Genomic DNA, 13,735 nt, shown 5'->3' on the forward strand with positions numbered 1-13,735 from the left:
GGCGTCATCGCCTTGTCACAGGGGGCGCCCACAGTTCGGCGGTTCTAAACACAACGAGGAGAAGAGCATGCACATTTCCGGTGCTAAGTTGGGTGCGCTGGCCCTGGTGGCCACGCTGGCTGCTTGCGGTGGCAGCGATGACAACCCCTATCCCACTTTGAGTGGCGACAAGCCCCTGGTGATTGGCCACCGGGGTGCCGCGGGCTACCTGCCGGACCACACGCTCGAAGGCTACAAGCGGGCCATCGAGATGGGCGCCGATTTCATCGAGCCTGACTTGGTCGCCACCAAGGACGGTGCGCTGATTGCACGCCACGAGCCCAACATCACCGGCACCACCGATGTGTCCACCCGCGCCGAATTTGCCAGCCGCAAGACCAAGAAAGTGGTCGACGGCGTGGAAGAAGAAGGCTGGTTCGCCTCGGACTTCACCCTGGCCGAAATCAAGACCCTGCGCGCCATCCAGCCCCTGGCCGACCGCGACCAGTCGCACAACGGCAAGTACCAGATCCCCACGCTGGAAGAGGTGCTGGACCTGGCCAAGAGCGAAGGCGCCAAGGCGGGCCGCACCGTGGGTGTGTACCCCGAAACCAAGCACCCCACCTACCACGTCCGCCTGGGCCTGCCACTCGAAGACCGCCTCCTCACCATCCTGGCCAAGTACAGCTACACCGCCAAGAGCTCGCCGGTCATCGTGCAGTCGTTTGAGGTCTCCAACCTCAAGTACCTGCGCACCAAGACCCAGATCCGCCTGGTGCAACTGGTGGACGCGAACGACGTGAACCCCGACGGCAGCATGGACCTGACCGCCCCCTACGACAAACCGTACGACTTTGCCGTGGCGGGAGACACTCGCACCTTCGCCAGCCTGCTCACGCCTGCGGGCCTGAAGGAAGTGAAGACCTACGCCGACGGCATCGGCCCCTGGAAGCCCTACCTGATCCCCTCCAAGCAGGTGGACGCCAACAAGGACGGCAAGGCCGACGACCTCAATGGCGACGGCAAGATCGACGAACGCGACCGCGTGATGATGCCCGCCACCGACGTGGTGAAAAACGCCCACGCCGCGGGCCTGCTGGTGCACCCCTACACCTTCCGCAGCGAAGCCAAGCGCCTGGCGTCGGACTTCAAGGGCGACCCCAAGGCGGAATACAAGCTGTTCTATCAGCTGGGCGTGGATGGCGTGTTCAGCGACTTCCCGGACCATGCCAAGGCGGCGCGGGATAACTGAAGCCCACTGAGGCCCGGCGCGCCTTCCCCCAAAGGGGGACGTACCCGGTGGGCCGGCAAGGCCGGTTCCACGGGTGCTCTGGCCTGGGGCTGTGCCGGTTGTGGCGGCCCCTGGGCTTGATGTGCAGGTGGTCCATCGGCCCTCGGGCCGATTTTTTTGCGGTTACCTTACCGGCCCCGCAGGAACAGCGCGTCCAGTTCCTTCATGCTGAGCTGCCGCCACGTTGGCCGTCCGTGGTTGCACTGGTCGCTGCGGTCCGTGGTTTCCATCTGCCGCAGCAGCGCATTCATCTCGTCGATGGTGAGCTTGCGGTTGGCGCGCACGGCGCCGTGGCAGGCCATGGTGCCCAGGATTTCGTTGCGCGCGCGTTGCACCACGGTGGTGGCGTCGTGGGCGGCCAGTTCGGCCAGCACGCTGCGGGCCAGTTCGACCGGGTCGCCCTGGGCCAGCGTGGTGGGCACGGCGCGCACGGCCAGGGTCTTGGGGGAGAACGGCACGACTTCCATGCCCAGCGTGGCCAATACCTCGGCCGATTCTTCGGCGGTGGCGACCTCTTGCGGGGTGGCGGCAAAGGTGGCGGGGATCAGCAGGGGCTGGCTGGCAATGCGGGCGCCGCTGTCCACCTGGGACTTGAGGCGTTCGTAGACGATGCGTTCGTGTGCGGCGTGCATGTCCACGATGACCATGCCCTGGGCGTTTTCGGCCAGGATGTAGACCCCGTGGAGTTGGGCCACGGCCTTGCCCAGCGGCCAGGCGGTGTCGTTGCCGCCCTGGCCCTGGGGCCAGGTGGTTTCTTTCGCGGTGCTGTTGTTGGCCCCGGCCGCAGCAGGGGGGGTGAATGACGTGGGCGTCACGGGCTGCGGCATGGCATCTGCCTCGCAGGTGTTGGCCGCAGCGCCCCAGTTCACCAGCGGTGCGGTGAGCTCTGCAGACGGTGTGGCTACGTCCTCTTTCCTTGGTCCCCACAGCGCCTGCAGGTCCGCCACATGGTGGCCACGTTCTTCAAATTTGATAGCTGCTTGCGCTTGTCTGTTAAGCGCTAGAGGCTGATTTGGCTTGAAATTCTCAATGGGGGCCTGTGCCGTGGAGCCCGTGTCTGCTGAAGCGGCAGCCCCTGCAGCCGCCGCCAGCGCTGCGGCGCGGGGCGCTGCCAGCGCGTTCTCCACGGCGTGGCGCACGGCCTGGTGCACCTCGCGGCTGTCTCTGAAGCGCACTTCGATCTTGGTGGGGTGCACGTTCACGTCCACGCGCGCCGGGTCGATCTCGACATACAGCGCGTAGATGGGCTGCTTGTGGCCGTGCAGCACGTCTTCATACGCGCTCCGGGCGGCGTGCGTCAGCACCTTGTCGCGCACGAAGCGCCCGTTGACGTAGCAATACTGGTGGTCGGGGCGCGAGCGGGCAGCGTCGGGCAGGCCTGCGCGGCCGGTCACGATGACGGGGCCCACGCGGTGCTGCACGGCGACGGACTGGGTGACGAAGTCTTCGCCCAGCACGTCCGACAGGCGGCGGGCCAGCGCATCTTGTGCATCCCCCTGGCCAGGCACGAAGGTGGCGCGCCACTGCTCCACCAGCTTGCCTTCGTGCCAGATGGCAAATCCCACATCGGGCCGGGCCAGTGCGTGGCGGCGCACCGATTCGATGCAGTGCGCCAGCTCGGTGGCGTCGGTCTTCAGGAACTTGCGGCGCGCGGGGGTGGAGAAGAACAGCTCTTTCACCTCCACGGTGGTGCCGGTGCTGCGCGCGGCGGGGCGCAGTTCGCCGCTGCGGGCGTTCAGCAAAAAGGCGTTGGACTGGGCGATGGGGCGGGAGAGCAGCGACATCTCCGACACCGAGGCAATGGCCGCCAACGCCTCGCCCCGAAAACCCATGGTGGCCACGGTTTCCAGGTCGTTCAGGTTGGTGATTTTGCTGGTGGCGTGGCGGCGCAGGGCCACGGGCAGCTCTTCGTGTGGAATGCCGTCGCCGTCGTCTTCCACGGTGATCAGGCGCACGCCACCGGCCGACAGGCGCACGGTGATTTGCGTGGCGCCCGCATCCAGCGCGTTGTCCACCAGTTCGCGCACCACCGAGGCGGGGCGTTCCACCACTTCACCGGCGGCGATCTGGCTGATCAGCTCGTCCGGCAGGTCGCGGATGGGGCGGCGGGTGGTGAGGTGCGTAAAAGAGGCCGGCTCTGCGGCTGCAAGGGTGGGGGTGGTGTCGTTCACCCGGCCAATTTTAGGGCGGGGGCCGCGCAGGGGTATCGGCCGGTGCCTATTGGCCGATGGGGATAATGCCCGCAACTTTTTTGCGTCCGGTGCCCCACCGGCTACCCCATGGAACTGGTGACCTTTCTGATCGACTTCATCCTGCATGTCGACAAGTACCTCGAAGCCTTTGTGCAAACCTATGGCGCCTGGGTGTATGCGCTGTTGTTCCTGATCGTGTTCGTCGAAACCGGTGTGGTGGTCATGCCGTTTTTGCCCGGCGACTCGCTGCTGTTCATCGTGGGCGCGCTCTGCGGCGCGGGGATGATGAGTTTTCCGCTGGCCTGCGCGGTGCTCATCGCGGCGGCCATTCTGGGGGACCAGTGCAACTATTCGATTGGCCGCTTCTTTGGCCCCAAGGTGTTCCAGTGGGAGGACTCGCGCTGGTTCAACCGCCGGGCCTTTAACCAGGCGCACGATTTTTACGAGCGCTATGGGGGCATCACCATCATCCTCGCGCGTTTCATGCCCTTCATCCGCACGTTTGCGCCCTTTGTGGCGGGCGTGGCCGAGATGAGCCGGGCCAAGTTCACAGCGTTCAACGTGGCCGGGGCACTCATCTGGGTGCTGGGCATTTGCTCCGCTGGCTACTTCTTTGGCAACTTTGCCTGGGTCAAGGAGAACCTGGACAAGATCATCTGGGCGATGATTTTTGTGCCCGGCCTGATCGCGATTTTTGGCGCCTGGCGGGCTGGGCGGCAGGCCAAGGCGGCCTGATTTATCAATTGCAAATGCTATAAAAAATATAGCTGCTGGCGCTTACAAAATAAGCGCTAGCAGCTATTTTTTTCCTGATTCCCAGGGGGTCAGGCACAGAGGGGGAATTAACGGCGGTAGGGCTTGCGTTGATCGCGGTCTTCGCCGATCTCATGGCCGATGAGGGCGCCGGCCGCCGCGCCGCCAATGGTGCCCACGGGGCCGCCAAAGACAGCGTTGCCGGCTACACCGCCGACCACGGCGCCTACACCGGTGCCCACTTGGGCGCCCGACGGATTGGAAGCGCAACCACCCAGAGCAAGGGCTGCAGTGCAGGTGGTGGCGAGAAGGATGTGACGGATTTTCATGGCAGGAGTCCTTTGTGAATGGAGTCAGGCCTGGGGTCCCAGCAGCGGGTGCGTCGGGGCTCGACCTGTGGCTTCACTATCCATTCGGCGGCTGGGGCCCGGCGTAGGCAGCTGTGGCAAGCGTCTGTAGGACATGGGGCCTCGTGCGGGGCGGGCGCTGCGGTTGGCCGTAAGGCGTCCTTGGCCCATGGGCCAGAGGCCGGTGATCAGGGTTTACGTGGCCCGTGGGGTGGTTGCCAACGGGCGGGCGCAGGAAGATCATTTCTTCTCTCTGCAAACCCATCACATACATCTAAAAAAGGGGACACCATGGACCAGCAACCACGGGGGATGGGTGCGCAGCTGACGGTGGCGCAACAGATTGGATTGATTGTGGGGGTGGCTGTTTTTGCGCTGGTGCTCATCCTGGCCCTGAGCCTGGTGCGGGTGCAGACCCTGGGCAATACGGTGGACCGCCTGGCCACCGAGCAGGTCGAGCGGCTGCAGCTGGCACTGCGCTGGCGCAGCAACATTGCCGTCAACTCCACGCGGGTGTTCTCCATCGTCCAGACGGAGGGCGATGACCTGCAGAACTACTTCAAGGACGTGGTGGCGGCCACCACCGCTGACACCAGCAAGGTGCAAAAGCGCTACACCGAGCTGGAAAACAGCCCGCAGGGGCTGCTCATCCAGGAGGAATTGGCCACCATCCGCAAGTCTTACCTGGAGACGCGCGACAAGTCGCTCGCGCTGAAGAAGGCGGGCGACATGGCCCAGGCGCGCGCCTATGCGCTGGGCAGCTTTGCCCCGGTGCTGGACAAGTACAACGCCGTGGCCGACAAGATGGTGAACTACCAGGTGCAACGCTCGGCCGAGCAGGCGGCCGAGGCGGCGGGCTTGATCCAGTCCTACCGCATGACCGTGTTGGTGGCGGGTGTGGCGGGGCTGGCGCTGCTGGCGGTGTTGTCGTGGGTGGTGGTACAGCGCATCCGCCGCTCGCTGGGGGAAGTGAGCGCCGTCGCCCAGCGCATTGGCGAGGGTGATCTGTCGCAGCCCATCCATGCCAGCGGGCGGGGCGAGGTGGCCGAGATGATGCGGGCGATGGAGGCCATGCAGACCTCGCTGGTGCGCATCGTGAGCGATGTGCGCCACAGCAGCGACAGCATTGCCACCGGCTCCAGCGAAATCGCCTCGGGCAATGCCGACCTGAGCCAGCGCACCGAGGAGCAGGCCAGCAACCTGGAGCAGACCGCAGCCTCGATGGAGGAGATCACCAGCACCGTGAAGAACAATGCCGACACTGCCCAGCGCGCCGCCGTGCTGGCGGGCACCGCATCGGCTGCGGCCGTGAAGGGCGGCGAGGTGGTGGGGCAGGTGGTGGCCACGATGCAGGACATTTCGGCCGCATCGCGCAAGATCACCGACATCATCGCGGTGATTGATGGCATCGCGTTCCAGACCAACATCCTGGCGCTCAATGCCGCTGTGGAAGCCGCCCGCGCGGGCGAGCAGGGCCGGGGTTTTGCCGTGGTGGCCAGCGAGGTGCGCAATTTGGCCCAGCGCAGTGCCGAGGCTGCCAAGGAAATCAAGGCGCTGATTGGTGCCAGCGTGGAGAAGGTGGATGCTGGTACGCACCTGGTCGGTAACGCGGGGCAGAGCATCGAAGACATCGTCGCCCAGGTCAAACGCGTGAGTGACCTGATCGGCGAAATATCGAGTGCCACGGGCGAGCAGACCATTGGCATCAGTCAGGTGGGCGAGGCCGTCACGCAGCTCGACCAGGTCACGCAGCAGAACGCGGCGCTCGTGGAGCAGAGCGCCGCAGCGGCCGACAGCCTCAAGCACCAGGCTGCCAAGCTGGCCGAAATTGTGAGTGTGTTCCGGCTGGGGCGCTGAGCGGGGGCGGATCGGCGGATGGGCCTATGCTGCTTGGGTAGGCTTGAGGCACATGGTGACCAGCAGCGATGCATCCTCCACGGCTTTGAGCGAGTGCAGTGCGCGGGGCGCAAGGTGCACAAAATCGCCCGCGCGCAGTTGCTGAACGCCGTGCTCGCTGACAAATTCCACCATGCCCTCAATGCACAACACGGTGCCCTCGCCGGGGGTCTGGTGTTCTTTCATGGATTTGCCCACTGGCAGCACCACGCGTATCACTTCAAGCTGACCTGCTTTGAGGATGGCGGTGGTGACGGTTTCGGGCAAGCGGTCGCCCAGGGGGCGCATGCTGACGATCTGGCCGGATTGGGCGTGGGGTAGTGCCATGACTTCCTCCTTTCCTGCCGGTGCGCGGTGCGCGCCGGGCTGGGACGATGAAGGCTACTGTGCCTGCACTTCGCGGCCCGCGCAAGGCGGGGGAGTCACCATTGGGGTGTCTTGAACAGGTTCTTACACCGACCGGCTGCGCGCCAGCGGCGGGTTCTTGGCAAAGTAACGCGTGATGCCGCGCATCAGCGCATCGGCCAGTTGTTCCTGGTAGGCACTGCTGCGCAGGCGCTTTTCTTCTTCGGGGTTGCTGATAAAGGCGGTTTCGACCAATACGCTCGGAATATCGGGCGCCTTCAGCACGGCAAAACCTGCCTGCTCCACGCGGGGCTTGTGCAGCTTGGCCATGCCGCCGATCTCGCCCAGCAGCACGGTGCCCAGCTTCAGGCTGTCGTTGATCTGTGCGGTGGTGCTCATGTCCAGCAGCGCGCGCTGCACGTGCTGGTCTTTGGACTGCACGTTGATCCCGCCCACCAGGTCGGCCTGGTTCTCCTTGTTGGCCAGCCAGCGGGCAGCCGTGCTGGAGGCGCCACCCTGGCTCAGCGCAAACACGCTGGCGCCCCTGGCGGCGGGGGTGGTGAACGCGTCGGCGTGGATGCTGACGAACAGGTCGGCCTGCACGCGCCGCGCCTTTTGCACGCGGGTGCCCAGGGGCACAAAGTAATCGCCGTCGCGCGTCAGGTAGGCGCGCATGGGGTTGCCGCCCACGGTGGTGGCGTTGATGCGGTCGCGCAGCAGGTGCGCCACGCGCAGCACCACGTCCTTTTCGCGCGTGCCTGCAGGGCCGATGGCGCCGGGGTCTTCGCCGCCGTGGCCAGGGTCCAGCGCCACGATGATGATGCGGTCGGTCTGGGTGGATGTGGCGCGGTTGCCGGGGCGCGCGGGTTCTGGCGGTGGCGGCGCGGTGGCCACCATGGGTGGTGGCTCGGGCGGGCCAGGGCGCTGGCTGCGCTGCGCAATCAGGTCGCCCAGCGGGTCGTGCTCGGGCGCTGTGGGGACGCGCGCTGCGGCGGCGTTGGCCGCAGCAGCGGCCGTCAGCGGCGGATTGGGTGCGGGGGCGGGCTTGGCGGGGGCCTCGCGCAGGCGTTCGGCAATCAGCGCCTCCAGCGGGTCCACCGGTGCGGCGGGGTACAGGTCAAACACGAGCCGGTGCTGGTAGGCCGCCACGGGGGGCAGCGTGAACACCTGGGGCATGGCCGCCTGTTTCAGGTCGACCACCAGACGCACCACACCGGGCGCATTCTGGCCCACGCGGATGCCGGCGATGTTGGGGTCGTCGGGCTTGACCTTGGCCACCAGCTCGCGCAGCTCGGGGCTCAGGTCGATGCCCTCGATATCCACCGCCAGCCGGGGCGGGGTGGTCACGAAAAACTGCTTGGCCACCAGCGCACCGTCGGATTCGATGGTCACGCGCGAATACTCGGGGGCGGGCCACACGCGCACGGCCAGGATGGTGGCGCCGCGTGCAATCTGCTGCGTGCCCAGCAACAGCACCAGACTGCCCGCCTGCAGCACAGCGCGGCGCGAGGGCAGGGGGGCAGCGGGGGGATGAGCGGGCAGGGTGGGTTCGTTCACGGCGTCTCAGAGTGCTTGCAGCAAGGCACGCCCGATGGGGGTATGGGCGTGCACGGTGACTTTCCTTTCGGTGTCGTCGATTGCTTCAATGTGGATAGCAAGGTCCGCAAGCGGGGTAAGCGCTGCAGCCTTTTCCGGCCATTCTGCCACCTTGAGACCGGGGTTGGCAAAAATGTCCCTGAAACCCGCATCCTCCCACTCGCGCGGGTCGTCAAAGCGGTAGAAGTCAAAGTGCCAGATGGCGAGGCCCGGGGCCTCGTGTGGCTCCACCACGGCGTAGGTGGGGCTCTTGATGCGGCCCTCTACGCCCAGCGCGCGCAGCAGGTGGCGCACCAGCGTGGTCTTGCCCGCGCCCAGGTCGCCGTGCAGGGTTACAAAGGCATTGGCCAGCAGGGGCTGCGCGGCCAGGCGCTGCGCGAAGGCGGTGGTGTCGTCCTCGCTGTGCCAGGTGAAATGGCGCGCAGTTTCGGCAGCAGCATGGTTGCCGCTTCCTACAATCTGGCCGGTATGTGGTGCAACAGTCAACTCGTTCCTCAAATGCAGGAGTGGGCCCGCGAGCTGGGATTTTCCCAAATCGGCGTGGCGGGGGTGGACTTGTCTGCGGCAGAGCCCGGGCTTGAGGCCTGGCTGGCGCAGGGCTTCCATGGTGACATGCATTACATGGCATCCCACGGCATGAAGCGCGCACGCCCGGCCGAACTGGTGCCCGGCACCGTGAGCGTGATCACGGCGCGCATGGATTACTTGCCGCGCGATACCGCCATGGACGCGCCCGATGGCTGGCAGACGGCGGAGCTTTCGCGCCTGCAGCGCCCGCAGGAGGGCATCGTGTCGGTCTACGCCCGAGGCCGGGATTATCACAAGGTGCTGCGCGCGCGCCTGCAAAAACTCAGTGACCGCATCGCCGAGGCGATTGGACCGTTTGGCCACCGCGTGTTTACCGACTCGGCCCCCGTGCTGGAGGCGGAGCTGGCCGCGCGCAGCGGCCAGGGCTGGCGCGGCAAACACACACTGGTGCTCAACCGCGAGGCGGGGTCGATGTTCTTCCTCGGCGAAATCTATGTGGACATGGCCCTGCCCAAAAGCGCGCCCGTCACCGCGCATTGCGGCAGCTGCAGCGCGTGCATTGACGTGTGCCCCACGCAGGCCATCATTGCGCCGCACCGCGTTGATGCGCGGCGCTGCATCTCGTACCTCACCATCGAATACGCCGGGCCCATCCCCGTGGAGTTGCGGCCCCTGATGGGCAACCGCATCTACGGCTGCGACGACTGCCAGCTGATTTGCCCCTGGAACAAGTTTGCCCAGGTGAGCCGCCTGCCGGACTTTGACGAGCGCAAGGGCCTGGCGGGCCAGCAGCTGGTGCACCTGTTTGCGTGGGATGAGCCCACCTTTTTGCGCATGACCGAAGGCGGCCCCATCCGCCGCATTGGCCACGAGCGCTGGCTGCGCAATGTGGCTGTGGCGCTGGGCAATGCGCTGCGGGCGACGGGGGATGAGGCGGTGCGTGCGGCATTGCAGTCCCGCGCCGACGACACCAGCGAGCTGGTGCGCGAACATGTGGTCTGGGCGCTGAATTTTGAGTGAAATTGGCACCTAGCGCTTGATGGATAAGCGCAAAAAGCTATCAAAATAAGAGCATTGGTGCCAGCTTTGCTGGGGCGTGTTGCTTTTGCTCTTGCGGCTACCGCGCCAGCAAACCTGTGTCTTTGAGGGTCAACACCAGCCCCTGGGTAAATTCTTCATACCCCGCAGCATTGGCATGGATCTGGTCCGCCCGCAGCCGCTCCTGCCCCAGTACACCCGACCAGCCTTTGCTGTGCAGCGGCACTTTCAGTTCGCCGGCGATCTCTTCGTACATCGCGTGGTCGCTCAGGCGGCCTACCGCCGCCAGCATTGTCAGCTCGGGCACCGCCACTAGCAGCACCTGTGCGCCGCTGGCCTGGGCATCGGTGCAGATCTGGCGGATGTTGCTGCGGGTGGCGGTGGCGCTCTGGCGGCGCAGAAAGTCGTTGCCGCCAATGCTCACGATCACCAACGCCGGCTTGTGCTTTTGCAGCAACCCCGGCAGGCGCGTCAGCGCATCGCCCGAGGTGTCACCCGAAATTCCACCATTGACCACCTTCCAGCCTGTCAGGCGTGCCAGCACGGCCGGGTAGGCGGTGTCGGCCGAGGCACCCACGCCCGATGTCAGCGAGTCGCCCAGGGCCAGCACGGTGGCATCGGGCGGCAACGATTGCGCGCGCGGGGTTTTGCGCCCGCAGCCCACCAACGGCACAAGCGCCAGTGCCCCCAGGCTTGCCATCAGCGCGCGGCGGCGTGCCAACGGGTCGGAACCCAGGGCTCTGCGGGAATCGGTCATCGTAGAAACCCCAGCGCAAACGGCAGGCTGACCATGCCCAGCAATGTGGATAGCGTCACTAGCCCCGCCACATACGGCCCGTTGTAGCCCATGCGCGCTGCCAGCACATAGCAGGTAGAGGCAGTGGGCAGGGCCGAGAACGCGAGCAGCATGGTGGTCTGCACGGCGTTGAGCCCAAACAGCCGCGCCATCGCAAACGCCAGCAGGGGCTGCACCAGGTGCCGGATGGACAACACCGCCACGCTCAGCGCCTTGCCGCGCGAGAGCAGGCCAAACTGCAGGCCTGCGCCCGCCGCCATCAGCCCCAGCGCGAGCGACGCCGCACTGATGCGGCTGACCGTGGGGCTGGCCCATTCCGGAATCTGAAAGCCCAGCAGGTTGGCCACCAGGCCCGACACCGTGGCGACGATGAGCGGGTTGCGCACCAGCTCGCGCGCAAAGCTGTGCTGGCCATGCCGCGCCATGGGCCACACGGCCGCCACGTTGAACAGCGGCACGCACACGCCGATCAGCACGGCAATCATCAGCAAGCCCTCAGCGCCCGCCAGGCGCTCGGCAATGGCCAGGCCAATGAACGAGTTGAAGCGGAACGCCACCTGCGCGCTGGCCGCGTGGTCGCGTGCGTCGATGTGCTTGCCCAGCCAGGGCCAGTGTGGCAGGCTGTAGGCCAGCGCAATGCCCGTGATGCCCATGGTCAAGCCCGCAGCGATGAGGCCGGACGCAGCGCCGATGTCCACCGGGCTCTTGACGATGGACTGGAACAACAGCACAGGGAAGAGCAGGTAGTACACCAGGCTCTCCACGGGTTGCCATACCGAGCGGTTGAGGGCGGTGTACCGGCAGATGAGGTATCCGCAGAGGATGAGGGAGAAGTCCGGGATCAGGAGCTGGGCGTAATTCACGTGCCGAGAATACTTGATCCGTGTCAGTCTCTTCGGGTTAGCCCTTATGTGGAATCCGCAGGGCTCCAAGGCAGCCATTGCGCATACCATCAGCGCTGTTTGTTACCCCCGCTCGAAGGAGAACTCCATGCATCGTCGTCAATGGCTCGCGCTGACCGTACTGGCTGCCGCCGCAGGCACCGCAGCCGCCCAGGGCTACCCCAACAAGGTGATCAAGCTGCAGGTGCCGTTTGCACCCGGTGGCACCACCGACATCATTGCGCGCGTGATCGCCGACCCGCTGGGCAAGGCCCTGGGCCAGAGCGTGATCGTGGAGAACAAGGCCGGTGGCGGCGGCATTGTGGGTGCGGCAGAAACGGCACGCTCGGCACCAGACGGCTACACGCTGGGCGTGGCCACCGTGTCCACCACGGCCGCCAACCCCGCCATCAACCCCAAGACCCCGTACAACCCGCTGACGGACTTCACGCCCATTATCAACATTGCGGCCACGCCCAATCTGATTGCCGTGAACCCCAGCTTCCCCGCCAAGGACTACAAGTCGTTTGTGGCCGAAGTGCAGAAGAACCCCGGCAAGTACTCGTATGCATCGTCGGGCACGGGCGGCATTGGCCACCTGCAGATGGAGCTGTACAAGAGCCTGTCCAACACCTTCGTCACGCACATCCCCTACCGCGGTGCGGGCCCGGCGCTGAACGACACCGTGGCCGGCCAGGTGCCGATCATCTTTGACAACATTCCATCCGCGCTGCCCTTCATCAAGGACAACCGCCTCGTGGCCATCGCTGTGGCCGCGCCACAGCGCGTTGCCGCACTGCCCAATGTGCCCACGTTCAAGGAACTGGGCCTGGAGCCCGTGAACCGCATGGCCTACTACGGCATCCTGGGCCCCAAGGGACTGCCCAAGGACATCGTTGACAAAATCAACGCCGCCGTGCGCACCGCACTGCAAGACCCGGCCGTGAAGAAGCGCATCGAAGACACCGGCTCCATCGTGGTGGGCAACACGCCCGAGCAGTTTGCCGAGCAGATCAAGGCCGAGTTCGCGGTCTACAAGCAGGTGGTCGCCAAGCAGAAGCTGACGCTGGAATAAGCAAGCGCCGTATTCCATACTTCTCAGTCAAAGCCGCCCGTTGCCACGGGCGGCTTTTTTACGTGCTATCGTTTTTTGCATGCTTGCCACCAGCCTGACCGCCATCGACACCTTTGTGGACGCCCTCTGGCTGGAGGACGGGCTTTCGCGCAACACGCTGGCCGCCTACCGGCGTGACCTGACGCTGTACGCGCAGTGGCTGGCCGACCAGCAGCCTCCGCAGGCGTTGGACGGCACGGCCGAGCACCATCTGCAGGGTTACTTCGCCGCCCGGCATGCGCAGACCCGCGCTACGTCTGCCAACCGGCGCCTCACGGTGCTGCGCCGCTACTTTCACTGGGCGCTGCGGGAGCGGCGCATCACGGTCGACCCCACGGTGCGGTTGCAGGCTGCGCGCCAGCCCCTGCGCGTGCCCAAGACCTTGTCACAGGCGCAGGTGGAAGCCCTGCTGAATGCGCCAGACGTCGGCAACCCGCTCGGGCTGCGCGACCGCACCATGCTGGAGCTGATGTACGCCAGCGGCCTGCGCGTGACGGAGCTGGTTACGCTCAAGACCTTTCAGCTGGGTCTGAACGAGGGCGTGCTGCGGGTCATGGGCAAGGGCAGCAAGGAGCGGCTCGTGCCGTTTGGCGAAGTGGCCCGCCAGTGGCTGGACCGCTATCTGCAGGAGGGCCGCAGCGCCATCCTGGGCGGGCAGCAGACAGACGACCTGTTCGTCACCCAGCGGGGCGGCGGCATGACGCGGGTCATGTTCTGGGTCATCGTGAAGAAATGGGCGCAGGTGGCGGGCATCACCGTGCCACTGTCGCCCCACACGCTGCGGCACGCGTTCGCCACGCATCTGCTCAACCACGGTGCAGATTTGCGGGTGGTGCAGTTGCTGCTGGGCCACGCCGATATTTCCACCACCACCATCTACACCCACGTGGCGCGCGAGCGGCTCAAATCGCTTCATGCGCAACACCATCCGCGCGGGTAGCGCAGGCGCCCTGGTTGTGGTGCCCCTGCGGATACACGC

13 protein-coding genes are annotated in these 13,735 nt (G+C 65.8%); 6 read left to right on the plus strand and 7 right to left on the minus strand.

The features are described 5' to 3' along the window. The first annotated feature begins 67 nt into the window (after positions 1-67). A complete protein-coding gene (locus tag KW832_RS15630) occupies positions 68-1,231 on the plus strand; it encodes a glycerophosphodiester phosphodiesterase (protein ID WP_121505819.1) in 1,164 nt (387 codons plus the stop codon). Positions 1,232-1,398: 167 nt separating this feature from the next. On the opposite strand, the gene mutL is transcribed toward KW832_RS15630, so the two are convergent. Next, a complete protein-coding gene (gene mutL / locus KW832_RS15635) occupies positions 1,399-3,441 on the minus strand; it encodes a DNA mismatch repair endonuclease MutL (protein ID WP_218300609.1) in 2,043 nt (680 codons plus the stop codon). Between the two features lie 108 nt (positions 3,442-3,549). Here mutL and KW832_RS15640 point away from each other — a divergent pair, with 108 nt between their 5' ends. After that, positions 3,550-4,197, plus strand: a complete 648-nt coding sequence (locus tag KW832_RS15640; protein ID WP_121420696.1) for a DedA family protein — start codon at positions 3,550-3,552, stop codon at positions 4,195-4,197. 107 nt (positions 4,198-4,304) lie between these two features. On the opposite strand, the gene KW832_RS15645 is transcribed toward KW832_RS15640, so the two are convergent. Further along, positions 4,305-4,544, minus strand: a complete 240-nt coding sequence (locus KW832_RS15645; protein WP_082437237.1) for a glycine zipper 2TM domain-containing protein — start codon at positions 4,542-4,544, stop codon at positions 4,305-4,307. Between the two features lie 309 nt (positions 4,545-4,853). Between KW832_RS15645 and KW832_RS15650 the strand changes: the two genes are divergently transcribed. Beyond that, positions 4,854-6,419 carry a methyl-accepting chemotaxis protein gene (locus KW832_RS15650; RefSeq protein WP_255577767.1) on the plus strand — a complete coding sequence of 522 codons (1,566 nt, stop codon included), beginning with the start codon at positions 4,854-4,856 and terminating at the stop codon, positions 6,417-6,419. 24 nt (positions 6,420-6,443) lie between these two features. Here the strand turns inward: KW832_RS15650 and KW832_RS15655 are convergent, their stop codons facing one another. From KW832_RS15655 to tsaE, 3 genes are all read right to left on the minus strand, one after another. Then, on the minus strand, positions 6,444-6,785 hold the full coding sequence (locus KW832_RS15655) for a cupin domain-containing protein (RefSeq protein WP_055393289.1): 342 nt from the start codon (positions 6,783-6,785) through the stop codon (positions 6,444-6,446). Positions 6,786-6,908: 123 nt separating this feature from the next. Beyond that, positions 6,909-8,360 carry an N-acetylmuramoyl-L-alanine amidase gene (locus tag KW832_RS15660; protein WP_218300610.1) on the minus strand — a complete coding sequence of 484 codons (1,452 nt, stop codon included), beginning with the start codon at positions 8,358-8,360 and terminating at the stop codon, positions 6,909-6,911. 6 nt (positions 8,361-8,366) lie between these two features. Then, the gene (gene tsaE / locus KW832_RS15665; protein ID WP_218300611.1) at positions 8,367-8,885 is read right to left on the minus strand and encodes a tRNA (adenosine(37)-N6)-threonylcarbamoyltransferase complex ATPase subunit type 1 TsaE; all 519 of its coding nucleotides are present in this window, start codon (positions 8,883-8,885) and stop codon (positions 8,367-8,369) included. 12 nt (positions 8,886-8,897) lie between these two features. Here tsaE and queG point away from each other — a divergent pair, with 12 nt between their 5' ends. Continuing rightward, positions 8,898-9,947, plus strand: a complete 1,050-nt coding sequence (queG, locus tag KW832_RS15670) for a tRNA epoxyqueuosine(34) reductase QueG (protein ID WP_218300612.1) — start codon at positions 8,898-8,900, stop codon at positions 9,945-9,947. Between the two features lie 97 nt (positions 9,948-10,044). Here the strand turns inward: queG and KW832_RS15675 are convergent, their stop codons facing one another. Both KW832_RS15675 and KW832_RS15680 read right to left on the minus strand, forming a co-directional pair. Next, a complete protein-coding gene (locus KW832_RS15675) occupies positions 10,045-10,722 on the minus strand; it encodes a GDSL-type esterase/lipase family protein (RefSeq protein WP_370628720.1) in 678 nt (225 codons plus the stop codon). Continuing rightward, positions 10,719-11,624: an AEC family transporter gene (locus tag KW832_RS15680; protein ID WP_121505824.1), complete on the minus strand. Its 906-nt coding sequence runs from the start codon at positions 11,622-11,624 to the stop codon at positions 10,719-10,721. The genes KW832_RS15675 and KW832_RS15680 overlap by 4 nt, the downstream gene beginning before the upstream one ends. Positions 11,625-11,751: 127 nt before the next feature. Here KW832_RS15680 and KW832_RS15685 point away from each other — a divergent pair, with 127 nt between their 5' ends. Continuing rightward, positions 11,752-12,717 carry a tripartite tricarboxylate transporter substrate binding protein BugE gene (locus KW832_RS15685; protein WP_055398604.1) on the plus strand — a complete coding sequence of 322 codons (966 nt, stop codon included), beginning with the start codon at positions 11,752-11,754 and terminating at the stop codon, positions 12,715-12,717. Positions 12,718-12,796: 79 nt separating this feature from the next. Next, positions 12,797-13,696 (plus strand): site-specific tyrosine recombinase XerD, encoded by a 900-nt coding sequence (gene xerD / locus KW832_RS15690; RefSeq protein WP_218300613.1) that lies wholly within the window; start codon positions 12,797-12,799, stop codon positions 13,694-13,696. Positions 13,697-13,735: the final 39 nt, after the last annotated feature.

The organism is Acidovorax sp. sif0632 (genome assembly GCF_019218805.1).
GTDB classification, from domain to species: domain Bacteria; phylum Pseudomonadota; class Gammaproteobacteria; order Burkholderiales; family Burkholderiaceae_C; genus Acidovorax; species Acidovorax facilis.

Excerpts from the sequence above, each read along its gene's own strand:
- KW832_RS15685 (WP_055398604.1), top strand. The coding sequence starts at position 11,752 with ATGCATCGTCGTCAATGGCTCGCGCTGACCGTACTGGCTGCCGCCGCA.
- KW832_RS15655 (WP_055393289.1), bottom strand. The coding sequence starts at position 6,785 with ATGGCACTACCCCACGCCCAATCCGGCCAGATCGTCAGCATGCGCCCC.
- xerD (WP_218300613.1), top strand. The coding sequence starts at position 12,797 with ATGCTTGCCACCAGCCTGACCGCCATCGACACCTTTGTGGACGCCCTC.
- KW832_RS15640 (WP_121420696.1), top strand. The coding sequence starts at position 3,550 with ATGGAACTGGTGACCTTTCTGATCGACTTCATCCTGCATGTCGACAAG.
- KW832_RS15675 (WP_370628720.1), bottom strand. The coding sequence starts at position 10,722 with ATGACCGATTCCCGCAGAGCCCTGGGTTCCGACCCGTTGGCACGCCGC.
- KW832_RS15645 (WP_082437237.1), bottom strand. The coding sequence starts at position 4,544 with ATGAAAATCCGTCACATCCTTCTCGCCACCACCTGCACTGCAGCCCTT.
- KW832_RS15650 (WP_255577767.1), top strand. The coding sequence starts at position 4,854 with ATGGACCAGCAACCACGGGGGATGGGTGCGCAGCTGACGGTGGCGCAA.
- queG (WP_218300612.1), top strand. The coding sequence starts at position 8,898 with ATGCAGGAGTGGGCCCGCGAGCTGGGATTTTCCCAAATCGGCGTGGCG.
- KW832_RS15630 (WP_121505819.1), top strand. The coding sequence starts at position 68 with ATGCACATTTCCGGTGCTAAGTTGGGTGCGCTGGCCCTGGTGGCCACG.